This is a genomic window from Exiguobacterium sp. BRG2 (assembly GCF_031844245.1).
Taxonomy (GTDB): domain Bacteria; phylum Bacillota; class Bacilli; order Exiguobacteriales; family Exiguobacteriaceae; genus Exiguobacterium_A.
This window is the reverse complement of the sequence record NZ_JAUZUW010000001.1, coordinates 38,561-64,677: the sequence shown is the minus strand read 5'-3', so window position 1 is coordinate 64,677 and position 26,117 is coordinate 38,561. Positions and strand designations below refer to the sequence as shown.

The following is a 26,117-nucleotide window of genomic DNA, read 5'->3' as shown; positions in this document are numbered from 1 at the left end:
GCGATATAACATGACGGAAGAACAAGAACAACGACCGGAACTCGTAAAGAATGCGATTGAGCAAGCAGAAGCATCGACGAACGAGGACGATACACTCGAAGAAGAACAAACCGAAGAACAAAAAAAATTGGACCATATCAAAGGTCTCGTCACCCTTGAACGCGGTTCTGATTACTACCGTGTCGTTTTTTATGACGATCATAAACACTTGATTTTCAAGGAACTCGATTACGACCGTGTCGACTTTGTAGGTCGGTTCTACAATGATAGCTTTGATCCGACGAACTTGACGGAACTAGAAGAAATCGCAGACAAAGCACTTTCGACTTCTTTACGGAAACGATTCCTTTAAGACATAAAAAGAAGCCGTCCTCCAACTGGAGAACTGGCTTCTTTTTTATTGATCGGATTGTTTTTTCTTCCGACGAAGGACATAGGCAAGAACGCCACCTGCGACAGCGATTCCTGTTGCCGCCAAGATTGGAAGTAAGACTTTTTTATTAGATGCTAGTTTTTGTTTGACTTGTTCGAGTCGCGATTCATTCGTCTCTTTTAAGGCGATCGATGTTCGACGATTCATCGTGACATGCTTCGCAGCATCCGTCACAACGATTCGTTTCGTGACCCAACGGCGATTTCCAGCATCATCGACGACTAGTTGTCGCGCGCGTTTGATTCCTTTGATTCGTTTACCCGGTGTATTTTCCGGACGTACGATGCGAGAACTGATAAAGCGTCTGCCACCTGTCGCACCAAATCCAGGCTGCAATTTTCGGCGATTTAACCATTCATATGATTCATTCATCGTGTCGCGGTAAAAGTTACCGCTTCACCTCCCTATGATTTCTCTCTCTACTTCTTTCTCCTTACATAAGTAAGATTCCTGTTATGTGTTTCCACTTTTCATCGATTCTTAAACTCCGGCAATTGGAAGCGCCGTTGCATTTCATACGCCAGTTCCAACGTTTTGATTCGTTGCCGTTCGATGCTGTATGCGGATGCGTCCGTATCAATACATTGACCTGTCTGAAACTCTACCTGTACTTTTCCAGACTTTTTTTGAACAGTCTTCATTTGCTTGAAATTGATCCAAATGCATTCCGCCTTTTCTTTTGCGGTCGTCGGAAAAAATATCGTTTGTGCCTGCCAATCTACTAAAACAGGTGTCTTTCGGTTCGGACCAAGAATATGTCGCGCTGCTTCGATCCGTCCACGCATCGATGAACCAAAATATAAACAGGATTCTTCAATCAACTTAATCGGATGACCCTCTAAAATACTTTCCGAATGCTCCTTGATGACAAGTGTCTGTGGTTCACCATATTGACCATATCTTGGAATCAAAGCTAACGTTTCTTCCGTAACTGGGTATGACATCTCCTTCACTCCCTTCCTGAATTATATTGGTTATATCAAACTTCCTTTTGCTTTGCATGAACGGAACGATTATTTCCTAATGAAAAAAACGAGATCCTAGGATCCCGTTTTTAAAATTCTTTTGGATTTTTTTCCTCTTGCTCAATGAAATGACGCGGAAAATTAAAAATCACACAAACTTTTCCGATTCCATTTCCCGCAGAACGATTCTCGATTGCAACTGTCCCGTCATGACGCTCGACGATCCGCTTGACGATATAGAGACCAAGCCCAAACTTCCCTTCCTTACCACGTGAGAATTGATGGAACAGTGGCGAGGAGGCGTCAAGCGGTGGTCCATCATTTTCGATTTCGATATGAACCTGATCCGCTGTTCCGGACAGTCGAATATCAATTCGTGTTTCGGCATAACGAATCGCATTGTCCATGACATTTTCGAGCGCAACACGTAACTGCTCTCCTTCACCAAGAACGATTCCTGCTTCTCCACTGACATGCCAGTCAAGTGACTTCGTTCCGGAAAAACGATTTTTCAACAGATGCACCATCCGGTCGATGTCAACATTGTCCCAGGTCGAACGATCGAGCTCGAAATAGTCGAGCTTCGTGACATAGAGTAGAGCCGCGACTTTTTTCTCCAACCGTTCCGCTTCTTCATCAATGACGGATACGGATCCAGTCAAATCACCATCTGGATAAATCCCGTCTGAGATGGACTGGGCATAACTTCGGATGACCATGATCGGTGTTTTCAAATCATGGGAGATGTTTTGAAGTAATGATTTTTGTGCCTTATCCTGCTTTTCAAGATCCATCCGCATCGCATCGACGGATCGTGCGAGTCGTCCGATTTCATCCCCGCGATCAAGCGGAAGTGGTGTATCCCATTTCTGAGCCGCGATTTTACCGACCGCCCCCTCGATTTCGACGAGTGGTTGTGTCAAACGTCGCGCTAACCAGAAGGCAATGAACAGCGTGAAGATACTTCCAATAATGACGACGAATCCGATTTTGGAGAATAATTGCGTAATCAGTTCTTGTCGATACGCATCCCAAACATAAGAGACACGATAGTAGGTTTCACCACTATCCTCGATTTTTCGAATACTGTAGTATACATCTTCTTTATCAAGACGCGTTGTATACTTTGCCGTAACTGTTTTTTGATCAATCGCATCACGGTACATCTGATTGATGAGCTGTTGCGGTGCCCCACCGTAATAGAGCTTTCCGTTTTTAGAAAGGAGTAGGATATTAACAGAACGGGACTCCTGTTTTCGGCGGTCGAATTCAATCGGATTATCCTGAAGCATCTCGATGACGGAGGCGTCCTTCGAGAAGAAGACTTCGCTATTCTCAAGTGTCGCATAGACCTGTTCATCGATGAAATTTCCGATCGATGACCGGATGACCAGGAGAATGACCGCAGAAAGCGTGACGATGACGAGCAGAAACATCGCCCAAATCTGGAATCCGAGACTGCGGTTTTTCATGCAGACACCAAGCGATAACCGATGCCGTAAATCGTTTCGAGCTCGAGCTTCGATAATTTTTTACGGACACGACGAACGAGATCATCGACGACTCGGTCTGAACCGAAATAATCGTCACCCCAGACGCTGACGAGAATCTGCTCGCGTGACATCGGCGTCCCGATTTGAGTGGCGAATAAAATCAACAAATCGTATTCTTTCGACGTCAAATCGATTTCTTGACCATTCTCTTCGATGATTCGTTTCTCTGGATAAATCATATAATCTCCGTATTGGATGACACCACTCTTTGGTGTCGCATACGTTCGTGCCAAAATCTTTTTGACGCGGATGACGAGTTCTCGCGGAAGGAACGGTTTTGCGATGTAATCGTCCGATCCCATCTCAAGACCAATGATTTTATCGATATCCTCATCCCGAGCCGAGATGAAAATGACAGGTGTCGTCTCATCATGTGCCTTGATCCGTTTAATCAATTGAAAACCATCCATATCCGGTAGCATGATGTCTAAAATCCATAAGTCAGGCTTTTCAACGATGGCAGAGGCTGCCGCCTCACCAGACGTAAACGATTTCACCTGCCATCCTTCTTGCTCCAAATATTTCACGAGTACACGATTCAAGTTCACTTCATCATCAACTAAATAGATTGTATGCATGGCTCTCACTCCTCGACTAATGTGCTTTGTTTCAGTGTATCAAAGGAATTCCGCAAAATTATGGGAGAGTGGATAATAATTCAAAAAAACCTTTCTTTTCAAAAGAAAAGAAAGGCGAAGTCGTAAATTTTCTATTATTTGACGAGACGGAGCGCTGGATACGCTACTTGCTCGTTCTTTGAAGTCACAGTTGTTGCCTGTTGACGACGTTCCATTTTTACGACGTGCGTCAAGAATCCAACGCCGCCTCCTAGCAATACCGTTACACCCGTCATTAATAGAATCTCCATTTTCTTCGCCACCTTTTCCATCGCAATTGATAATCAGTATCATCCTCAAACTGACTATAGCATGCTTAAACGAAAATGAGAAGCGTTCTCACAAAATTAATCATCCAAAAACTTTTTTTGTTCTAGTTCATGACGTTTTCGAATGATTTCCTTCCAATCGAATTGTCCTTGTTCGAGTCCATTAATTAAAATTTCAGCAGTTCCGACATTCGTCGCAAGCGGCAAATCGTATACGTCACATAATCGAATGAGTGCCGAGACGTCCGGCTCATGCGGTTGGGCCGTCAGTGGATCGCGTAAAAAAATCACGATATCGATTTTTCCTTGTGCTACCAGCGCTCCGATTTCCTGATCCCCGCCGAGTGGACCTGACTTACAGCGATGGACGTGCAGATCGGTTGCTTCCATGATCCGTTGCCCGGTCGTTCCTGTCGCGTATAATGTATTTTTCTTAAAGAATGCGGCGTAAGCCCGTGTAAAGCCCATCATCTCATCCTTTTTCTCATCATGTGCAATCAATGCGATATTCATTCGTATCCCCTCCTTCTTGTCTATGCACAGAAAAAGAACTTCAGAAACCTGAAGTTCTTGAGACAGTCATGAATTCGTCGGTTGTTTCTTCAACACGGTCCGTAAAATCTTTCCGGTCGTATTACGAGGTAATTGATCGATGAACTCAATCTGTGTCGGACATTTATATTTCGCGAGTGATGTAGCACAGAATGCCTGCGTTTCCTCTTCCGTCATCGTCTCACGAGCAACAACGAATGCTTTGACGGCTTCGCCCATCTCCTCATCCGGTATACCGATGACGGCGGCTTCGATGACGTTCGGATGCTGATAGAGGACTTCTTCGACTTCACGCGGGTAGACGTTGTACCCACCGACGATGATCATATCTTTTTTGCGATCGACGATATAGAAATACCCATCTTCATCTCGACGAGCCAAATCACCCGTATATAACCAGCCATCGCGTAACGTCGCTTGTGACTCTTCCGGCATCTTGTAATAACCGGTCATGACGTTTGGTCCCCGAACGATCAATTCTCCGACTTGACCATCTGGTAATTCCTGTCCGAGTTCATCGACGACTTTGTTTTCGACATCGACGATCGATGTTCCAATCGAGCCTGGTTTTTGAACACCATTGACCGGATTGAAACAAGTGACGGGTGATGCTTCCGATAAACCATATCCTTCGAGGATATGACATTGGAATGTTCGATCAAATGCTTCAAGGAGCGGCACTGGAAGACTCGCTCCTCCTGAGACGAACAAACGTGTTGATTCAAAATAGGTCGCATATTCCGGATGAGCCTTCACGGTTTGCAGTAAGAAATTATACATCGTTGGCACGCCTGCAAAAATCGTCACCTGTTCTTTTTTCGCTAACTCAAACGTCTCTTGTGGTGAAAAACGTGAAGCAATGATGATTGACGCTCCATGTGCGAGTGACGCATTGACGACGACCGTCAAACAAAAGACATGGAACATCGGTAATACGGCAAGTGTCCGGTCGTTACTGGATACATGTAGATAATCCCCAATCGAGCGCGCATTCGACGTCAGATTACGGTGGGATAACATCGCACCTTTTGGTTTTCCTGTCGTTCCACTCGTATAGAGAATGACAGCGATGTCATCCAGTTCATTCGTCACTTCGGTCAAGGGATGTTCGATTTCGAGCCAGCGATCGAGCGTGATGAACGTCACTTGTTGATGTGTTTCGTTTGGTCCTTCCTGATCCGCGTAAGGAACAGAGACGACAATCTTAAGATTCGGTAAATGCACGAGACGATCTTTTGCAGCTTCGACGAGCGGTGCAATCCCTAAAATCCCCTTCACATCACCGTTCATCAGGATATACCCGATTTCATCCGGTGTGTATGTAGGGTTGATCGGAATCGCGATTGCCCCTTGTTTCATGATGGCGTAATATGCCACTAGGAATGCTGGGCTATTCCCTAAAATCAGCGCGACATGATCGCCTTTTCGGATCCCGTTCGCTTCAAGCGCACCGGCTGCCCGGTGAAACTTCTCGACAAACTCACGATAGCTGACTTGCGTGTCCTCAAACACATACGCCGTTGTGTCTGGATGTGTTCGAGCAGTTTCTTCGACGGATTGAATCAATCCAAGCATGAGCAAAATTCCCCTTTCGAATGAATTACTATTCATTTTTTACGTAAAAAAAATCCATACGTAGTCAAAAGCGACCGTATGGATAGTGTAACACTTTTTGGAAACGTTTTCACAGAGTTTCTTTTTAACCGTTGACGATGACGCCACCGTTTAAGTGAAGGACTTGTCCTGTCATATAACTTGAATCGTTACACGCTAAGAAGACATATGCCGATGCCATTTCAGCTGGCTGTCCCGGACGATCCATCGGTGTATTCTTCCCGAATGTCTTGACCGATTCATGTGGGAACGTTTCTGTGATGAGCGGCGTCCAGATTGGGCCTGGTGCGACGGCATTAACACGAATTCCTTCTTTCGCTAAGTTCATTGAAAGACTCCGCGTGAAGCTGACGATGGCTCCCTTCGTCGCAGAATAGTCAATTAAAAGCGCGTTCCCTTCGTATGCCGTCGACGATGTCGTATTGATGATGGCAGAACCGAGTGAAAGGTGCGGTAGCGCAGCACGTGCAAGACGCATCATTCCGAAGATATTCGTCTTGAACGTCTTTTCCATCGACTCGTCTGTGATGTCCTTCAGACTATCTTCAGGTTTTTGCATGCTCGCATTATTGACGACGATATCTAAGCGACCAAAACGATCGATTGTTTTTTGGACGAGTGTTTCACAGTACTCCGCATCTCCGATATCCCCTTGAGAGAGCAGGACTTCGCCTCCTAGTTCCTCGAGACGTGCTTTTGTTTCTTCCGCGCCCTCTTGATCACCGTAGAAAGCGATGACGACTTTTGCACCTTCCCGGACATAAGCAATCGAGACAGCGCGTCCAATCCCAGAGTTTCCGCCTGTGACGATTGCTACTTTTCCTTCAAGCTTACCTGCTGCCTTATAATCATCACGCTCATAATATGGTAACGGTTGTTGATCCTCCGTTTTTGGTAACCCTTCTGAAATCCGTTCAAAATCAATAAAGTCCGTCAACGAACCTTCTAAAAAATTATCTTTATTATAGCCCATGAAAAAAACTCCCCCTATGCAGTTGATAGAAGGAGTTTTCCCATAAAGACTTACGCTAAAACGTCTAGCACCTCATTAAGTTCGACAGCCCCGAAATATTTTTTCAATTCATAGCGACCGAGCACTTCGCGAAGAGACGCACGGTCATAACGTGAACCTTCGAGCGCCCGTGCGATTTCTTCCGCATCTTCGACACCAAAGAAGTCGCCGTAGATCTTCGCTTCTTCAATGATGCCTTTTTTAACGTTTAATCGGAAATCAATCGTCCCGATCGGGAAACGTTTTTTATGGATGACATCGAATTTCGGCGATTTTCCGAAATTCCACTCCCAGTTGCCATAACGTTCTGCCGAGATGGCACGTACTTTATCCCAGTCCTCTTCTGTCAAAATATACCGTTCAATCTCTTTCCCTTCATAGATCGAAGCAAGGAGATGATCGACGAATTGTTCCATCGTCAATGGTTCTGATAGAAATTCCGAAATATTCGCGACACGGCTCCGGACTGATTTAATGCCTTTAGAGCGCATCTTCTCTTCACTGACGACAAGCGCATTGACGACTTCTTCAATGTTTGAATCGAGCATCAGTGTCCCGTGACTAAACATCCGCCCTTTAGTCGTGAACTGGGCATTCCCACTGATTTTCCGGCTTCCGACATGAATATCGTTTCGTCCGGATAACTCCGCTTCGACACCGAGTTTATGCAGCGCTTGCACGACCGGCTCCGTGAACTTTTTATAGTTGTTAAACGAATCTCCGTCATCTTTCGTCAAGAAACTGAAGTTCAAGTTTCCTTCGTCATGATACACAGCGCCACCACCGGAAAGACGACGGACGACGTGGATGCCGTTTTCCTCAACATACTTCAGATTGACTTCTTCGTTCGTGTTCTGGTTTTTTCCGACGATGATCGACGGACCGTTGATATAAAACAAGAAATAGTCTTCTTCATTGACGTTCAGGTTGTTCAAGATGAATTCTTCAACAGCGAGATTGATTCGCGCATCGCGAATCTCAGGATGGAAGATGAATTTCATAAGGGTTTCGTGCTCCTTTGTGATGGAATCATAATTGATCAGTTACAGCCGTCAACACCACATGCGTCACCTTCAGCGATGACTTCAAGTGTTTGTTCTTGGCGAATTTTTGCGAAGACTTGTTCGAATGCCTCTACTGGTTGTGCGCCTGAAATGGCATATTTCCGGTCGAAGACGAAGAACGGTACACCACGAACACCGAGTTGTTGCGCCATTGCTTCTTCTTCTCGAACATCTGTCGCCAGTTCTTCTGAAGCGAGAAACGCTGTGACGTCTGCTTCAGCAAGTCCAGCATCTACTGCAATCCGTGTCAGAATGGTTGGGTCATTTAAATCTTCTCCATTCATGAAATACGCTGTGAACAAGGCTTCTGATACTGCATTCATCTTACCATGTTTTTTAGCGAATTGAGTCAGGCGATGAGCCTCGAATGTATTGGCTGGGATGACACGATCCATCTCATAGTGCAAGCCTTCCTGACGTGCCGTATCAACGACACCTTGCGACATATTCCGTGCTTGCTCGAGAGTCGTTCCATATTTTGAAGCAAGAATTTCGTATAATCCTTGCGTTGGTACTGCTGGTGCATCTGGATCGAGTTCAAAGCTTTTAAATTCGACCTCGACATCCAACTTTTCATTCGCAATCGCTTGTTCTAGGCGACGCTTCCCAATATAACAAAACGGACATGCATAATCCGACCATACTTCTACTTTCATCTGTGTTCTCTCCTTTTTGTGCGATATCATACTTTAAGCATAGTCGCCTCTAGGCAGAGTTGCAATCTTTCCGCCCAAGACCTCCTTGACTTCATACAAAAAAGAACCAAGACATTGCATCTTGGTTCTTTACCATTTTAAAACTTATTCTGTCACGAGTGCATGCGCTGCATCTTCGATCTCAATATCGAGTTCTTTCGTGTAAGCAGCTGTTTGTTCTGCTGTCCAGTTCAAGACAGTTTTCATTTCTTCGATGACCGAGTCTTTTTGAGCACGAGCCCAAGCAATGTCGAAGAAGACAGCACCTGTACGACGGATGAAGAAGTCGATCGGACGAGCGACCATTTCATGTTCGATACCATAGTGAAGTTGTGCGTAGACAGAACGTGGAAGATCTGTCGTAGCAGCATCATATGCTGCTGCATATTCAAGCACTTTCGGTAGGTTCGAACCGTAGCGTTTTGCTAAGAATTGAACTTCCTCTGTTGTTAGACCATTCGTTGCTGTTTGAGCTTTTAGGAATTCAGCAAATCCTTTTGCTCCGCCGACATGTCCACCCGACATTGGCATGTTTTTCGTCGAGCAACGTGCGTACGCGACGTTTTCTTCTTTTTTCAAAAGTTTAGCGACGAGATCAACGACGTGCTCACCCATTTTACGGTATCCAGTCAATTTCCCACCCGCAATCGTGATGAGACCTGACTCAGACTGCCATACTTCATCTTTACGAGAGATTTCAGAAGGATCTTTTCCTTCTTCATAAATCAATGGACGTACACCAGCCCAGCTTGATTCCACGTCTTCCGCTGTCACTTTAACCTCTGGGAACATATAGTGAATCGCGTCTAAAACGTAGTCTTGATCTTCGACTGTGAACTTTGGATGTGCAGTATCTTTATCGAAGAACGTATCTGTCGTACCAACGTACGCTTTTCCATCACGTGGAATCGCGAAAATCATCCGACCGTCTGGTGTATCGAAGTAGACCGCTTGTTTGAGTGGGAATTTCGATTGATCGATGACGACGTGGACACCTTTTGTCAAACGAAGTTGTTTCCCGACTTTAGAGCCATCTTTTTCACGTAATTCATCGACCCATGGACCTGTCGCGTTGACGACTTTTTTCGCACGGATTTCATGCACGTCACCTGTCAAAAGATCTGTCACACGCATTCCGACGACTTTCCCAGCATCATAGATGATTTCTTCTGCTTTTGTATAGTTGACGACACGTGCACCGTGTTCAACCGCTTCTTTCATGACTTCGATCGTAAGACGAGCGTCATCCGTACGGTACTCGACGTAGTATCCGCCACCTTTAAGACCTTGTTGTTTGACGAGTGGTTCTTTTGCCAATGTTTCTTTCGCAGATAACATCGAACGCCACTCAGAACGTTTAACACCTGCTAAGAAGTCATAGACACGAAGACCGATCGACGTACTGAATGGTCCGAACGTTCCGCCTTTATGCATCGGAAGCAACATCCACTCTGGTGTCGTGACATGTGGTCCGTTTTCGTAAACGATCGCACGTTCTTTACCGACTTCCGCGACCATTTGAACTTCGAATTGTTTTAAATAACGTAGACCACCATGGACTAATTTCGTTGAACGACTAGATGTACCGGACGCGAAATCCTGCATTTCGACGAGGCCAATCTTCATACCGCGTGATGCCGCATCGAGGGCGATCCCCGCACCTGTGATCCCGCCACCTACGACGAGTAGATCGAGTTCTTCACGTGTTAATCGATTATAGACATCTGCACGGTTTTTGCTTGAAAATGGTTGGTTAGGCATGAATAGTTCCTCCTGTTTAGGTTCGAAAAAAAAGAGACCACAACAAACACGCTGACTATGTCAACTGTTGCTGTGGTCTCTCCATATTCTCCGACCGATTTATTAACTTGACCTTACTATAACATACCTCACATCATTTGAACAACATCGTAGCTTGAACAGCTTTTTGCCATCCACCGTAGAGCGCATCCGTCTCTTCTTTTGCCATACTCGGCTCGAAACGACGTTCTTTTTTCCATTGCGTCGCAATTTGTTCACGGTTCTCAAAGAATCCAACAGCAAGACCGGCCAAGTAGGCTGCTCCTAATGCCGTCGTCTCATTGATTTCCGGACGCTCAACTGGTGCTTGGATGATGTCACCTTGGAACTGCATCAAGAAGTCGTTTTTAACCGCTCCACCATCGACACGAAGTGTTTTCATCTCGATCCCTGAATCTTGCTCCATCGCAGATAAGACGTCACGTGTTTGATAAGCGAGTGATTCTAATGTTGCGCGGATAAAGTGTTCTTTTTCCGTACCACGTGTCAAACCGAAGACTGCACCACGAACGTCTGATTCCCAGTAAGGTGTTCCAAGACCAACGAATGCCGGTACGACGTAGACACCTTCTGATGACGTGACACGCGTTGCGTATCCTTCTGATTCCTTTGCATCATCAATGAGACGTAAGCCGTCACGTAACCACTGAATCGCAGAACCTGCGACGAAGATACTTCCTTCTAAGGCATACTCCACTTTTCCATCGACGCCCCACGCGATCGTCGTCAGCAATCCGTGCTCTGATTTCACAGCCTCTTCCCCTGTGTTCATCAACATGAAGCAGCCTGTACCGTATGTGTTCTTCGCCATTCCTGTATCAAAACACGCTTGACCAAACAATGCGGCTTGCTGATCGCCCGCTGCTCCAGCAATCGGAACTGATTCTCCGAAGAAGTGATACCCTGCTGTCTCTGCGTACACTTCAGAAGATGGTCGTACTTCTGGAAGCATCGCTTTCGGGACATCTAAGATGTCGAGTAACTCGTCATCCCATTTTAATTCATGAATGTTATACATCAACGTACGACTTGCATTCGAATAGTCGGTCACATGTGCTTTTCCGCCGGATAATTTCCAGATGAGCCACGTATCGATCGTACCGAACAATAGTTCACCACGTTCAGCACGTTCCCGTGCTCCTTCGACATGATCTAAAATCCATTTGACTTTCGTACCAGAGAAATAAGCGTCAATCAATAGACCTGTCTTCTCACGGAAGAGCTCGGCATGACCGGCTGCTCGAAGCGCTTCACAGATTTCAGCCGTTTGTCTCGATTGCCACACGACTGCATTGTGAATCGGTTTCCCTGTTTCTTTTTCCCAGACGACAGCTGTTTCACGTTGGTTCGTGATTCCAATACCAGCAATCTGCGATGGCTTTACGTTCGCCTCCGTCAGACAAGTCGCCACGACAGCAAGGACACTTCCCCAAATCTCGTTTGCGTTGTGTTCGACCCAACCTGGTTTCGGAAAATACTGCGTGAATTCCTGTTGTGCTGAATGGACAATCTCGCCGGCACGATTAAACAGGATCGCACGTGTACTCGTCGTTCCCTGATCCAATGACAAAATGTAGTTCTCCATCTCTTCCCCATCCTTTTGTATCTAAATAAGTTAAGCTGACTTTGACTCCACTGACGTTGTTTTGTTCGGACGAACACCGAATCTATAGCATAAGCCTAATATGACGATTGTCACAAGTCCTACAACCCAAAAAGCCGGTGTATCTTTTCCTGTGAAGACCGAACGATAAAACAATCCGCCAAGACTTCCACCGAGAACTGGTCCGAGAACCGGAATCCATGAGTATCCCCAGTTCGAAGATCCTTTTCCATGAATCGGTAAGATGAAGTGAGCGATACGTGGACCAAGGTCCCGCGCCGGATTCATCGCATATCCTGTCGTGCCTCCGAATGACATACCGAGGCTGACGATCAAGAAACCGACGATCAATGGATTTAAACCATCTGAGAACTTATTCGCTCCGATCGATAACAACCCGATGACAAGTAAGAATGTCGCAATCATTTCACTCATTAGATTGGCAAATGTATGTGGAATCGCTGGTGACGTCGCAAAGACGCCGAGTTTCGTTGCTGGGTCTTTCGTCTCCGCCCAGTGTGGTAAGTAATGAACGAAAACAAGACTTGCACCAAGTATCCCGCCGGCAATTTGAGTGACGATATAGCCTGGTACGTCCGCCCATGCAAATGAACCGTCAAAGGCTAAACCAAGCGTTACTGCTGGATTAAGGTGTGCTCCACTGAATTGACCGACGGCATACGCTGCAATCGCCACGGCAAAACCCCACGCAAACGTGATGACGATCCAGCCTGCATCCTTCGCAAACGATTTCGTCAAACTAACGCCTGCACCAACACCGTTTCCAAGCGCGACAAGCAAGGCTGTACCTAAAAATTCCGCTAGTAAGGGTGACATGTGTATTCCTCCTTTTTGTTATGTGAAAAAAGCAACATAAAAAGGAGATCCACGTCAGTTCATGCTTGAATTTTCTTCAAGCAGGACTCACACGTGAATCTCCCTTTTCTCCGTCACTTTGTATCAACTTGATATCACTATAACAACCAGTGAAAACGCTGTCAAATAATCCGAATGATTTTCCTCACACCCCGATTAGGAGCGTGGTTCAAAATGACGCCACAAATCCTTATTCGATGTCGTGATACTTGAGGCACCTGCTTCAATCGCTTGTTCCACTTCCTCGACCGTATCGATGAGTCCTCCTGCAAAAACGAGACGTCCCGTCTTTTCTTTCACTTCTTGAATGTACTTTGGCATTAACCCTGGTAATACTTCGATGTAATCAGGTTGCGTCCGTTCCATAAGTTGATAACTTTTTTCAAGTGAACTGGAATCGAGTAAGAACATACGCTGCATCGTCTTGACCTTTTTTTGACGTGCCTTCAAGATGACACTCGCCTTCGTCGAAATGACACCATACGGTTTCAGTTCTTGGCAAACATATTCCGTCGCGTACTCATCATTTTTTAACCCCTGGACGAGATCCATATGCAAAAACATTTTTTTGTCGTATCGATGTGCCATCTCATAGACTGCTTTTAAACGCGAGACGTGCATTTCGAGTAAGACCCCATACTCATATGGACTCTTCAGCATCTTTTCAAAGTCTTCTAATTTTCTAACGGAAGGCAGGATCTTCTGTCCAAAATATGTCATGCGTTCTCCCCCTGATTCGTAATGTGTCCTAAGTATGTCGTGAAACTGAGGTATTAGGCAATGCTCTTTTCATGAAAATAAGTGAAAAGAGCGCTACGATTAGGGTATAGCTTAACGAAACGATTTATTTTCAGGAGGTGAATGCGCAGTCCTACCGTCTGTGCACGTCAATGAGTCAGCAAAAACGGATCACTATTTATTTATTCTCGATTTTAATTAATGCCCTAGGTAACAGCTTTATGGTAACCGCCTCGATCGGCAGTGCACCTTGGACATCAGCGAGTGAAGCTGTCGCGGCGATCTCACCGTTAACTGTCGGACTCGCTATCATCGTCTTACATGCGCTTGCCTTGATTGCAGCGCTTTCTCTTGGAAGCCGCTTCAGTTGGTGGACGATCGTCCTCAGTTTTGCACTCGTCGTACTGTTCGGCGCCGCAATTGATTTCTTCTTATCAATCCATCAATTGATCTATACACCACAAGGACTATGGATGCGCGGCTTGTATATGTTAATCGGTATGCCGTTGATTTCACTTGGACTCGCACTTTATCTCCAAATCGGCTTCGTGTTGATGCCGCCAGATTACTTGATGAAATCACTCATCACCCGCTTTAAAAGTACATCAATCGGAGCAACGATTAGTCTCGGGATTCCTTTTTTGATTGCCAGTCTCTTTTCACTGATTGAACGTCAATTGATCGGCATCGGAGTCGGGACTTTTATTTTCTTACTATTGAATGGTCCGCTGATCGAATGGTTTCAGCGACTGTTCCCGATTACGGCTCGTCCGCCTAAACGAACTAGTTCTTAAATACTCAAAGAAAAGAGTTGCTCACGGACGAATTCGTCCATGAGCAACTCTTTTCTTTACGTGTAGGATTTTCTCTGGAAAACAAGAATTGACGCGCCTAATAAGACGATGATATGCGCCATTACGAACAAGACGGAGAATGTTAAAGATGTTCCCATTGCTTCACTGATACCATAGGAAACAGAATCCTTGAAATACATCGACCAGTCCAAGTGCATGAATACGATCCATTTGGCAATCGCTGGTTTAAAGCCGATCAATAGACTTCCCGCAATGCTCGTAAAGAACTGCGCTAATACGGTAAAGCCAATGATCATACCGACCGAGCGGAATAATAATGAGAAGAACAACGTCATAAATATCGTAAAAATCGGACTGACGACCTCAACGATCGTGTCGCGGAACAGGATCGGATCTCCTACCTCTGAAAACACAAATGAGCCTGCGTAGACGATCGCAGCGATGAACACGAATTGGAATAACATGATCAAGATTGAGAAAAGCAGCTTTGAGAAGTAAATCGTCATTCGTGAATATGGGCTCATTAATAGATGTTTCATCGTATCATATCGTACTTCATTCCCGATAGCTTCTGCCGTGAAGACGATCGTGATGATCCCTAATAAGGAGGTCAACAACACAAAAGTTAAGGAATAGTAATCATAGCGTGTGAACTCAAAATCATTTGTCTTCGCCACAATGATAATACCAACCGCAATGACGACATATAGCGCTAAGACGATTTTCGCTTTTTTAGTCGTCCACCATTTCATCCATTCATTTTGTATGAGCGAAAGCATGTGAATCCCCCTCTTTTTTCGTTACTTGCAGGAATTGTTCTTCGAGCGTCAAGCGTTTGACGGTCAGTTCATGCAAGTCAGCAATCGGCACGACAAGTCGGGCAATCGCCGGACACTCACTTTCTGGTGCTGTGATGATGATTTGTTCATCAAGTACTTCTGATGGATAGTTCGCGATGCGAAGGGCTTCAAGTACGTCAGTCATCGCTTCCTTATTGACGCGAAGTGCCACCTTTGCTCCGGTTTCGTTACGAACCGATTCGACTGACTTGATGACACCTTGATCAATGATGGCATATCGATCACTGATTTGTTCCATTTCACTCAGCATATGACTTGAGATCAAAATTGCGATATCCTGCTCACGCGCCATTTGTCGTAAATACTCACGAAGTTCTGCGATCCCGGACGGATCTAGACCATTTGTCGGTTCATCTAAAATCAAGACGCGCGGATTATGTAACAACGCGCGAGCAATTCCAAGACGTTGCTTCATTCCGAGTGAATACTCTCCAACTTTCTTCGAAAGCTTTCCTTCTAAACCAACGAGACGAGCAAGTGCGTCATAGTCGACTTGTCCGAGTCCTGGAATCAGGTTTTTTGCATGTATCAAGTTTTGTTTGCCTGTTAAATAAGGATAAAAAGCTGGATTTTCAACGATTGCTCCGATTTGTGTCAATGCCTTCGAACGCTCTTCTACGACATCATAGCCATTGACCGTGACTCGCCCAGCATCCTGCTCAAGCAGACCCGTGATGATACGAATCGTTGTCGTCTTCCCTGCCCCATTCGGTCCGAGGAAGCCGAACACTTCTCCTGGGGATACCTCAAAACTGACGTCTTTTAGAATTTGCTCTTTTCCGAGACGCTTTGAGATATTTTCAATCTTTAACATCTGCTCTTCCTCCTCATTCATATTTTGTTTATGCTATATAGTGTACGTGAATTCCCTGCGAAAGTTTCTTTTCTTACAAATATGTAATCTGATTCCAAATAAAAATCCGCTAACGCAGAAATTTGAGACTAAATAAGGAATGGAGTCTTCAGATGATTCTTTTTGAAGAAATGACACGTGAACATTTTCCGATCGTTCAATCACTGTACGCAAGCGTTCCAGAGTATGCATGCCTGGAAGAACGGGCGCTACCACTCTCTGATTCGATCTTACAGGAGGAATTCTTGAATCCCGATACTGTATCGCTGATCGGGTATATCGATGGAGAACCTGTCTTACTGATTGACTACCTCCCAAAGCATCCGCAAGACGGTACAACGTGGATTGGTTTATTTTTACTCGATGCTTCTCATCATGGTACCGGAACGGGTAGTCGGTTACTGTCCGCCTTTTTCAATCAATTCTTAAGTCGAGCGTCACAGATTCACCTCGCCGTATTACCTGATAACGTAAAAGCCCGACGGTTTTGGGAAAAACATGGATTCCGTTACGTGCGAACGAGCATCTCGAACCGTGAACAGCAAATAGACGTCTATGTATATGAGTCAAACAAAAAACAAATGAGAAACGTATGAATGGAGTATCACACAATGTCCAGACCCTCACTTCGCTTTGACATCCTGTTAGCGGGATTGATTTCCCTATTATTTTTTAGCATGACGCTGTTGTTGACCTTCTTCATCAGTCAACACGCGACAAGCCGACTCCAATCGGAAGTCAGAATGAATCTGTCAACGACTGCTCATCAACTATCCGACAAGCTCGATCATTACATGTGGTCACGCTATGCAGAAGTGAAGTTGCTCGGCTCTTTATCAACGATTCAACAAACAGATCAAAAAGTAGAAACACGTCGGACACTAGAGGAGTTACAACGACAGATTCCCGACTTTTCTTGGATTGGTCGTTTAGATGCGAACGGTAAAGTCATTGCGTCAACGAACCAGATTCTTGAAGGAACATCGATCAAAGAACGACCTGTTTTTCAAGAAGCATTATCGCAACCATTCATCGGTGATGTTCATGAAGCCGTCCTACTCGCAAAATTATTGCCGAATCCAAGTGGTGAGCCACTCCAATTTGTCGATATAAGTACACCTTTATATGATAAGGGACGATTTTCCGGCGTCCTCGCGACACACCTCAGTTTCGAATGGGCTAAAGCGATTGAACAAAGTTTCCAGAGCGCTACCTCTTCTCTCCAAAAAGTCGATGTCTTCATCGTTAGTCAAGATCGAAAGACTATTTTGCTTGGACCAAACGGATGGAGTGGTAAGACATTGCCTACTAGTGTAACGCTCACTTCGAATGCTCCTGCGACCGCTTTTTGGAAAGAGAAAGAATTCGTCTCTGGTCAAAGTACGAGCCGTGGTTACAAAGACTATGATGGACTAGGTTGGACGGTTCTCGTGCGTCAACCGACATCGATTGCCTTCGCTGATGCCGACGCTTTACGCCAAACGATTTTCATCGCTGGGTTAATTGCCTCTCTCATTACAGCCGTGCTTGGGTGGATGTTAGCGAAACTGCTGACTCGACCACTCTTAAAAATCACGCATGCCGCACAACAAATGCAAGGTGATCCTTCAAAATCACTTCCGAACCATCGTGGAATCCGAGAAATCGAGACATTGACAGATGCCCTACAGCAACTGATTCGTCGATTGCTGCATACCGAAAAAGAAAAACTGACGTTTGAACGATTATCGCAACGTGACAGTCTCACGGGTCTTGCGAATCGAAATGGTCTTGCTCAATACATCGAACAATTACCTATAGGAACGCATTCCATCTACCTTTGTCTCGATTTAGACGGTTTTAAAGCAGTTAACGACACATATGGGCACGCACTTGGTGATCTCCTCCTGATCGAGGTCGGTCAACGTCTCAAACAGTTACTTCCACCTGGTGGCTTCGTCGCTCGTCTTGGTGGCGATGAGTTCATCATCGTCTTAACGAATCAGTCTGTAGTAGAAGCACAACACTTAGGTGAACAATGGATTGCCCATGTCTCGATGCCTTATCATTTAGAAGAACAGACCGTCCATATCGGAATGAGCATCGGACTCGCTGAACAGATAGCAGATGAATCGCTCGAGCAAGTCATGCACCATGCGGATTTAGCGCTCTATCGTTCGAAGCAAGATGGTAAAGGATGTATTTCCGTTCATTGACCTTTTGGAACGGAGGATTGACAAGCGCGTTTCTCCTCCGTAAGGTGAACGAGAAGCGTATAAATTTTCAACAAGGAGCTGTCAGCATGAATCAATGGACACGTGAAGCACGATATCGTCCCCTCTCGGATGTCGATCCGACCGTATACCAAGTGATGAAGGAAGAAGTAAGAACATCTCCTTGGCGATTTTCTTACCATATCCAACCTCCAACCGGACTTTTGAATGATCCGAACGGCTTCGTCTACCACGACGGTCTTTATCATTTATTTTATCAATGGTTCCCACTCGGTCCTGTTCATGGTCTAAAGTACTGGTATCACATGACATCAAAAGACCTCGTACATTGGTTCGATGAAGGGGCCGCCTTGATTCCAAATGACGATCCTGATTCGCACGGCGCTTATTCCGGTAGTGGCTTCATCAAAGATGATCAAGTGCACATCATGTACACCGGTAACAAACGGGACGCGGAGTGGAATCGCCATACGAGTCAAATCGTTGGGCACCTTCGTTCGGATGGACGGATTGAAAAACACTTACCACCTGCTATTCCAACCGTTCCTGAAGGCTATACAGAACATTTTCGTGATCCGAAAGTCTTTCAAGATGCATCGGGCATCTGGTACTGCATACTTGGAGCACAGCGCACTGACTTGACAGGTTGTACTGTCATTTATCTGTCTCAAGATGCAGAGCACTGGACGTTGGTCGGTGAGTTACGGACGAACTACCCGACATTCGGTTATATGTGGGAATGTCCTGATTATTTCGAGCTTAATGGAAAAGGCGTCTTTCTCTTTAGTCCTCAAGGGATTGAGCCAGATGGTACGAACTATCAAAATATTTTCCAGTCCGGTTACTTCATCGGGGAACCGTTAGCTTTACCCAACTTAACATTCACACATGAACCTTTCCAAGAACTCGATTTCGGATTCGACTTCTATGCGCCACAAACAACTGAGGCGGCAGATGGTCGACGGATTCTTGTTGGTTGGATGGGTTTACCGGACATTAGTTATCCTTCTGACATTTATAACTGGGCACATGCTTTGACATTGCCGCGTGAATTAACGATCGAACAGGGACAACTTCGTCAACGACCTGTCCATGAACTGACACAGCTACGAAAAGAAACGTTATTTGACGAAACGATTCTTTTCGAGCAAGATGTGACGGTTGCGGAAGCCGAGATTTTCGAACTCGTGATGACAGACTTGAAGCTGTCGTCGGATTCGTTCCGCTTCTCAATTCGTCAAGACGCTACAGAAGAAACCCTATTTAAATATGATGTCGTTTCGCGTCAATTTACGATTGACCGGAGTCGTTCGGGTGTGGAGGTTCCTGCTGAATCATTTGGTACATCACGATCGACTGTCCTTTCGAAAGACTTGCAGACATTACGTTTGTTTGTGGACCGGTCCTCGTTCGAACTTTTCCTCAATGATGGAGAAGCCGTCGCAAGCGGACGTATTTTCCCAAAAGCAACGAGTCGAGGTATCGGATTCTCTGGTGAGGCGACTGCCCACCTCTCTATTTATGATTTATCTTAAATAGCAAAAAGCATTTTCCTGAATAGAATCAGGAAAATGCTTTTTTACTTCACTGCTTCAATCGTGATTCCTTTTCTAAATCGAAGGCGAGAATATGTTGCTCTCCGATTGGACCCATGACCGATTGTAACGTATCGACATATCCCGTCTTGAAATACAGTGATTTTGCAGCGATATTCTTTTTATTGACCGCAAGTGTAATCGATGTGACTTCCGGGAAATGATGATGGACGAACTCCGGTAACTGCATCATCGCTTCCTTCGCGTATCCTTGATGTTGATGCCGTTCATCAATCGAAAAGGCACGTAACAGGACACTTTGTTCATCCGTCCGGTGTGTTTTAGGGGGATTGAGATGGAGAATAAAAAATCCGACGACGAGCTCGTCTTTTTTAATAACAACCGGAAACTTATCGGGATGTGCAACCGCATCCGTAACGACATCTGTTGGAAAAGAAGTAAACTGAACTTGTTCTTCCGGAAGAATGAACGCCTCACATTGTTCATAATGTTCATTTGTATACATGTGTAATTTCACTACAGACATTCTCATTCCGCCTTCCCTCTTTGTACAGGACAAGAGAGTACTCTCTTACATCTATTCCCATTTTAATATTTTTGAGTCCATTTGCCTAGTCTTTTAAAGTCACTCCTCTTACATTGCTTCCAATAGTCTTTTGTCTCTTTATTCCACGGTTCGTCTTTCAGTAATCCAATCCGATCATTAAAAATGCTACACTAGGGAGAGTTCGATTTAATGGACACGAAATTAAACGCTCGAGGTGAACTGTATCATGCATGAAGATTTTTTCAAACAGATGGAGCGATTGACCGGCATTCAATTGAATCCTGTCCAACAACAGGCAATTGAACATGACCATGGTCCGTTGCTGTTACTCGCCTCACCCGGCTCTGGAAAAACAACGACCCTTAATTTTAAGATTGCCTATTTGATTTTACAAAAAAAAATTGAACCACATCGTATTCTTGGACTGACCTTCAGTAAAGCGGCAGCTCGCGAGATGGCGGATCGATTTTATCATTTATTCCATGAACTAATCGGAACAACAGCGGCTTTTTCGACAATCCACAGTTTTGCTTTTCAAGTCGTCCGGGACCATACGTCCGAGCAACGCCTCTCCTATACGATCATCGAAGGACCGATGGATCAACAACATCCGAATGCGCCACATAAACGGATGTTACTGCGCCGTATTTTCCAGGAAATTAATCGGAGTGTCATTACCGATGATCAAATGGATGAGTTGTTACGGATGATTTCCTTTGTCAAAAATCGCCTTCTTTCTTTAAAAGAAATCAAGGCAGTACCGACGGCGATCAAACACTTTCCTGACATCTATGTCGCATATGAACAATTCAAGTCTCGTGATCCTGTACATCCGTTACTTGATTTCGATGATATGTTGACATATGCTAATACGATTTTGGAACAAGACCGTCGTCTATTGCAACATTACCAACGTCGCTTCGATTATATTCTGACAGATGAGAGTCAAGATACATCACTCGTTCAACATCAACTGGTTGAAAAGTTAGCCTTACCCCATAATCGCCTTTGTGTCGTCGCGGACGATGACCAGACGCTTTACAGTTGGCGTGGCGCAGATGCATCCAAGATTCTCCACTTCAAGGATACGTATCCGAATGCGACGATTCTTTACATGGAACAAAATTATCGCTCATCAAAGGACATCGTCTCAGTCGCCAATCAATTCATCCAACGTAATAAAGCACGTTATCCGAAACAGATGTTCACGGAGAATGCTGCGGTTCGTCCAATAATCTTAGAGACGCTACCGACTTATGAAGATCAGACTCGTTATTTATTGAATCAGTTACGGACGGAAACGAATTACCGCGAAGTCGCCATCTTATATCGCAACAATGCTTCTTCGATCAACGTCATGAATGCGTTAGATCAAGCAAACATTCCTTTTTACATTAAGGATGTTGATCATAAATTCTTCAGTCATTGGATTTTGAAGGATATTTTAAATTTCATGACATTCGCACAAGATCCAACAGATATCGAGGTTCTAGCAACCATCCATACGAAGTTCGCCGGATATATCTCGAAAGCTCAACTGGCTCAATTGCAACAGTTTGGTTCGGGTGAATCTGTATTTGATCTACTCATAAACAAAATCGAAATGAAGTTTTATCAAAAGAAACAACTTCAACAAATGAAGCGCACATTCGCTTCCATTCAGACCGTTCGACCGTCTGCTGCCCTCTCTTTGATTCGTCATGAACTGGGCTACGAAAAGAATTTGCGGAAAATGAGTGAGAGTCTCGGTTTTAGTCTCGACCACCTGCTTGAGACATTAAATACGATCGATAACATCGCAAGTGATGTACCGACGTTACTCGCCTTTCGTGAGCGGATCGCGCATCTCGAACAGTTGATGCGTGATGCGAAACAAAACAAAAATCAAAATGCGGTCACTCTTTCGACCTTTCACAGTGCAAAGGGACTTGAATTTGATCGCGTCTTTATGATTGATCTCGTTGCTGGTATTCTTCCATCGGCTGACACGATCAAGGCGTACAAGAATGGACAACTCGATGATATGGAAGAAGCAGCACGCTTGTTTTACGTCGGGATGACACGGGCACGACACGAACTGCATCTCCTGTCTTATCGTTTTAAATCGAAATCGTTCGATGTCTCACCATTCGTCGAAGACGTTCATCGTCTTGTTACACCGGATTCCGCAAAACGAAAAATAGAACGCCAACGTCCTGCCATTGCAGCGCGAGCTAAAGTTCCTCCACTTCCGATCACTGAGAACATGCGTGTATCGCATACAGCGTTTGGTCCCGGAACCGTCTTGCACCTGGTTGATGACGTGCTAGAAATTTCATTTGATCAAGGAATGAAAAAACAGCTTTCGTTACAAGTCTGCTCCGAAAATGCATTACTCGAAATTTTATGAGACAAAAAAGAGGCTGACTCAAAAGTCAGTCTCTACAAAGATAAGGGGGACAGATCATCAATCTGTCCCCCTTATCTCATAATAAAAAGAATGACGCGTCACACGCCACTCCTACAGGAAAAACGCATTTGTGCGTTGTCAGAGACGAACAAGACCCGCTTTCCTGTTTCAAGGAAGCAGGAAAACTGGCTTGTGTCTCGCCTGAGGAAAGGGCGTGAAAAGACGCGTCATTCTTTTTTTGAGTCAGCCCCTTTTGGTATATATCAGTTTTTAGGTGATGACTCATTTTGACGAATCAAGGCATCTCTGATTTCTGTCAATAGTTTTTCTTCTGTCGTTGGTACCGCTTCTTCTTCGACGACTTCTTCCTTCTTCCGGAACGAAGTGATTCCTTTGACGAAGATGAACAAAGCAAAGGCAATCAATAAGAATTCGATACTCGCCTGAAGGAACTGACCGTACTGTAATTTTGCATTTCCGACCATGATTGATAATCCTTTGACATCAATACCACCGATGATGATACCGATCAACGGCATGAAGACGCTGTCGACGAGTGATTTGATAATCCCGCTGAACGCAGCACCGAGAATGACTCCGACCGCTAAATCGATCACATTGCCTCGAAAAGCAAACTCCTTAAATGCCTTAAACATGAAAAATCCCCCTTACCAAGCACGGGACGCCAATTGCTGAATCGCATATCCGACGCCGTGCTCATCGTTTGTTTTCGTTACGTGATGCGCAATCGCTTTTGCTTCATCATGACCATTCCCCATCGCGATCGCCTTTCCAGCAACCTTAAACATGGGAAGATCGTTCAAATTATCACCGATGACAGCGACTTGTTCGATCGGCACACCAAGGTGGTCCGCGAGGATTTTAACTGCCGTTCCTTTATCGGCACCGACTGCCATGACTTCGATGTTATCGTGTCCTGACGACGTGACATAGACACCCTCGACTTTCTGCTCGATTTCCTGCCAGATTGTTTTCATCAATTCTTGATCAAATGAGAACGAAATGAACTTGAATACTTTTCCCGCTTGATTACGAATGTATGACCGGAATCCATCAATCATCTTGACGTCTTCGTGGACATAATAGCGATCGTGGAAGAAATCAAGCACTTGTTTTGCCCGATCACTTTCTTCACTTAATTCTTTTAACGAATCGTAGGCTGCATCAATCGTCGCTCCTTGCGCTGTCACGAGTCCTTGATCACAGAACATCTCGAAGAAGACTTCGTACTGGCTAATGATGCCGTAAATTTGCTGTGCTTGTTCTGTCGTCAGAGTCGTCGCACTCAACTCTTCTCCATCGACGGTCATCACACGTGCCCCGTTTGAAGCAATGATCGGACAATGAATTCCTGCGGCATCCGTCAATTCTTTAGCATTTAAGTAATTACGTCCTGTTGCAATTGCAAACTCGACACCTTGTTCGCGTGCTGCTTCAATTGCCTGAATCGTCTCCGGTTCTATTCGTTGTTTGCCCGAAAGAACGGTACCATCCATGTCTGATACGAGTAATTTAATTGGATTTGCCATCGTCTTCACTCTCCTCTTTTTCTATTTCCATACCACTATACCATTTTTCACATTTTGACTGGTCGTAAACACAGTTTACAAGATTGGTGACAACAAACGCGAAATACTTTCCTTGAATTTGATCATTCTTGAACGCGCAACATACGACTCGACCGTCATGAGCTTTGATACATCACAATCGGCTAAGAAGAGCCGTTCTAGTTCAATTGCTACTTCCTGATCATAGACGATTGTATTCATTTCGAAATTTAAACGGAAACTTCGTGCATCGATATTCGTCGTCCCGACTGAAGCAATCTCTCCATCAACAACAATCGTCTTCGCATGTAAAAATCCAGGTTCATACGTGTAGACTTTAGCTCCGTACGACAACAACTCTCCTACAGCAGCTGTCGTCGCCCAGTAAACGAATGGATGGTCCGGCTTATTCGGAATCATGATGCGCACCTCCACTCCAGACAGAAGGGCTGCCTTACATGCATCTAAATAACTCGTGTCTGGAATGAAATAAGGCGATTGAATGTAAATCGTCCGCTTTGCCTCATTGATCATCTTGATCAAAGCAAGCTTCAGATATTCTGAACGGGAATCCGGACCCGACGTGACGATCTGCATCGGTAATATATTCTGAACCCTGTGTGTCCCGTAGTAGAACAATGATTTTTCTGTATAGACGTCACTCGCTTGATTCCAGTCAAGAATAAAACGGTCGAGCTGATCGTGAACGACATCACCTTTCAAGCGAAAATGCGTATCCCGCCAATAGCCGAACTTTTCGTCGATACCTAGATATTCCGTACCGACGTTAAATCCACCAATGTAGCCGATTCGACCGTCAATGATACAGGATTTACGGTGATTGCGGTTATTTAAGCGAAAATTAACGAAACCGATCGTCGACGGGAAAAAAGCGAACACTTCTCCCCCGTGTACCAGTAAATCTTTGAAATCCGTCCGTTTGAGACTACGTGATCCGACAGCATCGTATAATAGACGGACTTTGATTCCACGACGAGCACATTCGGTTAATGCATCGATCAACGCTAGCCCAAGGCGATCTTTCTGAATGATGTAGTATTGAATATTCACTTCATGTTCTGCCTGGCGGATATCTTGAATCATCCGATTGAATTTCTGTTCTCCATCCGAAAGAATCTGCAGTTGATTCGAGAGACTGAGTAACGAACCGTTCGACATCAGATTCATCCGAATCATATCCCGGTGCTTTTGAATCATCGGGTGCCGCCCCATCGTCACGAGTTCTTTTTTCTGTAAGGCAATCCGTCTATCGTGTTCTAGTTGTTCTTCTTCCGTAATACGATAAAAATTCGATTTTTTCAACAATCTTCCGAAAAACAGATAGACGAGAAACCCAACGAGTGGAACGAAATACAAGATGAACACCCATGCCCACGTCGCACCAATATCGCGCCGTTCGAGAAAAATAACCGTTAGGACCGCAAAGATATTCATGATGAGCAATCCGTAGACGATGATGATCGTGAACGTACTCCATACTTCCACCATACGATTCCCTCCCGTT

General features: G+C 45.0%; 26 protein-coding genes. 6 read left to right on the top strand and 20 right to left on the bottom strand.

The genetic code is table 11. The features are described 5' to 3' along the window. Positions 1–10: 10 nt before the first annotated feature. A complete protein-coding gene (locus Q9R23_RS00395) occupies positions 11–352 on the top strand; it encodes a hypothetical protein (RefSeq protein WP_029340963.1) in 342 nt (113 codons plus the stop codon). A gap of 45 nt (positions 353–397) precedes the next feature. On the opposite strand, the gene Q9R23_RS00390 is transcribed toward Q9R23_RS00395, so the two are convergent. The 14 genes from Q9R23_RS00390 to Q9R23_RS00325 form a co-directional block, all read right to left on the bottom strand. Further along, positions 398–805: a hypothetical protein gene (locus tag Q9R23_RS00390; RefSeq protein WP_023467385.1), complete on the bottom strand. Its 408-nt coding sequence runs from the start codon at positions 803–805 to the stop codon at positions 398–400. Between the two features lie 98 nt (positions 806–903). Beyond that, on the bottom strand, positions 904–1,377 hold the full coding sequence (locus Q9R23_RS00385; protein WP_035409368.1) for a competence protein ComK: 474 nt from the start codon (positions 1,375–1,377) through the stop codon (positions 904–906). 110 nt (positions 1,378–1,487) lie between these two features. Beyond that, positions 1,488–2,870, bottom strand: a complete 1,383-nt coding sequence (locus Q9R23_RS00380) for a HAMP domain-containing sensor histidine kinase (protein ID WP_133207918.1) — start codon at positions 2,868–2,870, stop codon at positions 1,488–1,490. Next, positions 2,867–3,529, bottom strand: coding sequence for a response regulator transcription factor (locus tag Q9R23_RS00375; protein WP_023467381.1), 663 nt, complete (start codon positions 3,527–3,529; stop codon positions 2,867–2,869). The genes Q9R23_RS00380 and Q9R23_RS00375 overlap by 4 nt, the downstream gene beginning before the upstream one ends. Before the next feature lie 134 nt (positions 3,530–3,663). Further along, complete coding sequence (locus Q9R23_RS00370; protein ID WP_167507527.1) at positions 3,664–3,819, bottom strand: hypothetical protein; 156 nt, start codon at positions 3,817–3,819, stop codon at positions 3,664–3,666. Between the two features lie 96 nt (positions 3,820–3,915). Beyond that, a complete protein-coding gene (gene mgsA, locus Q9R23_RS00365) occupies positions 3,916–4,350 on the bottom strand; it encodes a methylglyoxal synthase (protein WP_029340960.1) in 435 nt (144 codons plus the stop codon). 66 nt (positions 4,351–4,416) lie between these two features. Continuing rightward, positions 4,417–5,964, bottom strand: coding sequence for a fatty acid--CoA ligase family protein (locus Q9R23_RS00360; RefSeq protein ID WP_290755080.1), 1,548 nt, complete (start codon positions 5,962–5,964; stop codon positions 4,417–4,419). Positions 5,965–6,088: 124 nt separating this feature from the next. Then, positions 6,089–6,976: a glucose 1-dehydrogenase gene (locus tag Q9R23_RS00355; RefSeq protein WP_029340958.1), complete on the bottom strand. Its 888-nt coding sequence runs from the start codon at positions 6,974–6,976 to the stop codon at positions 6,089–6,091. Positions 6,977–7,026: 50 nt separating this feature from the next. Further along, entirely contained in the window at positions 7,027–8,016 is a 990-nt protein-coding gene (gene lplA / locus Q9R23_RS00350; protein ID WP_311246238.1) for a lipoate--protein ligase, read from the bottom strand. A gap of 38 nt (positions 8,017–8,054) precedes the next feature. Then, positions 8,055–8,735, bottom strand: coding sequence for a DsbA family oxidoreductase (locus Q9R23_RS00345; RefSeq protein WP_029340957.1), 681 nt, complete (start codon positions 8,733–8,735; stop codon positions 8,055–8,057). Positions 8,736–8,879: 144 nt separating this feature from the next. Further along, complete coding sequence (locus Q9R23_RS00340) at positions 8,880–10,535, bottom strand: glycerol-3-phosphate dehydrogenase/oxidase (RefSeq protein WP_311246237.1); 1,656 nt, start codon at positions 10,533–10,535, stop codon at positions 8,880–8,882. A gap of 133 nt (positions 10,536–10,668) precedes the next feature. Beyond that, positions 10,669–12,159 (bottom strand): glycerol kinase GlpK, encoded by a 1,491-nt coding sequence (gene glpK / locus Q9R23_RS00335; RefSeq protein ID WP_311246236.1) that lies wholly within the window; start codon positions 12,157–12,159, stop codon positions 10,669–10,671. Positions 12,160–12,189: 30 nt separating this feature from the next. Then, positions 12,190–13,014 carry an MIP/aquaporin family protein gene (locus Q9R23_RS00330; RefSeq protein ID WP_311246235.1) on the bottom strand — a complete coding sequence of 275 codons (825 nt, stop codon included), beginning with the start codon at positions 13,012–13,014 and terminating at the stop codon, positions 12,190–12,192. Between the two features lie 195 nt (positions 13,015–13,209). Beyond that, positions 13,210–13,773, bottom strand: coding sequence for a glycerol-3-phosphate responsive antiterminator (locus tag Q9R23_RS00325; protein ID WP_023467370.1), 564 nt, complete (start codon positions 13,771–13,773; stop codon positions 13,210–13,212). Between the two features lie 170 nt (positions 13,774–13,943). Between Q9R23_RS00325 and Q9R23_RS00320 the strand changes: the two genes are divergently transcribed. Next, on the top strand, positions 13,944–14,585 hold the full coding sequence (locus tag Q9R23_RS00320; RefSeq protein ID WP_313533171.1) for a YczE/YyaS/YitT family protein: 642 nt from the start codon (positions 13,944–13,946) through the stop codon (positions 14,583–14,585). 56 nt (positions 14,586–14,641) lie between these two features. Here the strand turns inward: Q9R23_RS00320 and Q9R23_RS00315 are convergent, their stop codons facing one another. Then, positions 14,642–15,385, bottom strand: coding sequence for an ABC transporter permease (locus Q9R23_RS00315; RefSeq protein ID WP_311246233.1), 744 nt, complete (start codon positions 15,383–15,385; stop codon positions 14,642–14,644). After that, positions 15,363–16,280, bottom strand: coding sequence for an ABC transporter ATP-binding protein (locus tag Q9R23_RS00310; protein WP_035409389.1), 918 nt, complete (start codon positions 16,278–16,280; stop codon positions 15,363–15,365). The genes Q9R23_RS00315 and Q9R23_RS00310 overlap by 23 nt, the downstream gene beginning before the upstream one ends. 152 nt (positions 16,281–16,432) lie before the next feature. Between Q9R23_RS00310 and Q9R23_RS00305 the strand changes: the two genes are divergently transcribed. The 3 genes from Q9R23_RS00305 to Q9R23_RS00295 all read left to right on the top strand — a co-directional run bounded on the left by Q9R23_RS00305 (position 16,433) and on the right by Q9R23_RS00295 (position 20,067). Continuing rightward, positions 16,433–16,915 carry a GNAT family N-acetyltransferase gene (locus tag Q9R23_RS00305; protein ID WP_311246232.1) on the top strand — a complete coding sequence of 161 codons (483 nt, stop codon included), beginning with the start codon at positions 16,433–16,435 and terminating at the stop codon, positions 16,913–16,915. A 15-nt stretch (positions 16,916–16,930) separates the two neighbouring features. Next, positions 16,931–18,514 (top strand): diguanylate cyclase domain-containing protein, encoded by a 1,584-nt coding sequence (locus Q9R23_RS00300; protein WP_290782417.1) that lies wholly within the window; start codon positions 16,931–16,933, stop codon positions 18,512–18,514. Positions 18,515–18,600: 86 nt separating this feature from the next. Continuing rightward, positions 18,601–20,067 (top strand): glycoside hydrolase family 32 protein, encoded by a 1,467-nt coding sequence (locus Q9R23_RS00295; protein WP_311246231.1) that lies wholly within the window; start codon positions 18,601–18,603, stop codon positions 20,065–20,067. A 49-nt stretch (positions 20,068–20,116) separates the two neighbouring features. On the opposite strand, the gene Q9R23_RS00290 is transcribed toward Q9R23_RS00295, so the two are convergent. Continuing rightward, positions 20,117–20,614 carry a GNAT family N-acetyltransferase gene (locus Q9R23_RS00290; protein WP_035409789.1) on the bottom strand — a complete coding sequence of 166 codons (498 nt, stop codon included), beginning with the start codon at positions 20,612–20,614 and terminating at the stop codon, positions 20,117–20,119. 247 nt (positions 20,615–20,861) lie between these two features. On the opposite strand from Q9R23_RS00290, the gene Q9R23_RS00285 reads away from it, so the two are divergent. After that, positions 20,862–23,024 (top strand): ATP-dependent helicase, encoded by a 2,163-nt coding sequence (locus Q9R23_RS00285; RefSeq protein WP_311246230.1) that lies wholly within the window; start codon positions 20,862–20,864, stop codon positions 23,022–23,024. A 263-nt stretch (positions 23,025–23,287) separates the two neighbouring features. Here Q9R23_RS00285 and mscL read toward each other — a convergent pair whose 3' ends face one another. The 3 genes from mscL to cls form a co-directional block, all read right to left on the bottom strand. Further along, a complete protein-coding gene (gene mscL / locus Q9R23_RS00280) occupies positions 23,288–23,680 on the bottom strand; it encodes a large-conductance mechanosensitive channel protein MscL (protein WP_035409394.1) in 393 nt (130 codons plus the stop codon). Between the two features lie 12 nt (positions 23,681–23,692). Then, positions 23,693–24,574, bottom strand: a complete 882-nt coding sequence (locus Q9R23_RS00275) for a Cof-type HAD-IIB family hydrolase (RefSeq protein ID WP_056059977.1) — start codon at positions 24,572–24,574, stop codon at positions 23,693–23,695. Between the two features lie 75 nt (positions 24,575–24,649). Continuing rightward, complete coding sequence (gene cls / locus Q9R23_RS00270; RefSeq protein WP_311246229.1) at positions 24,650–26,101, bottom strand: cardiolipin synthase; 1,452 nt, start codon at positions 26,099–26,101, stop codon at positions 24,650–24,652. Between the last annotated feature and the right edge of the window lie 16 nt (positions 26,102–26,117).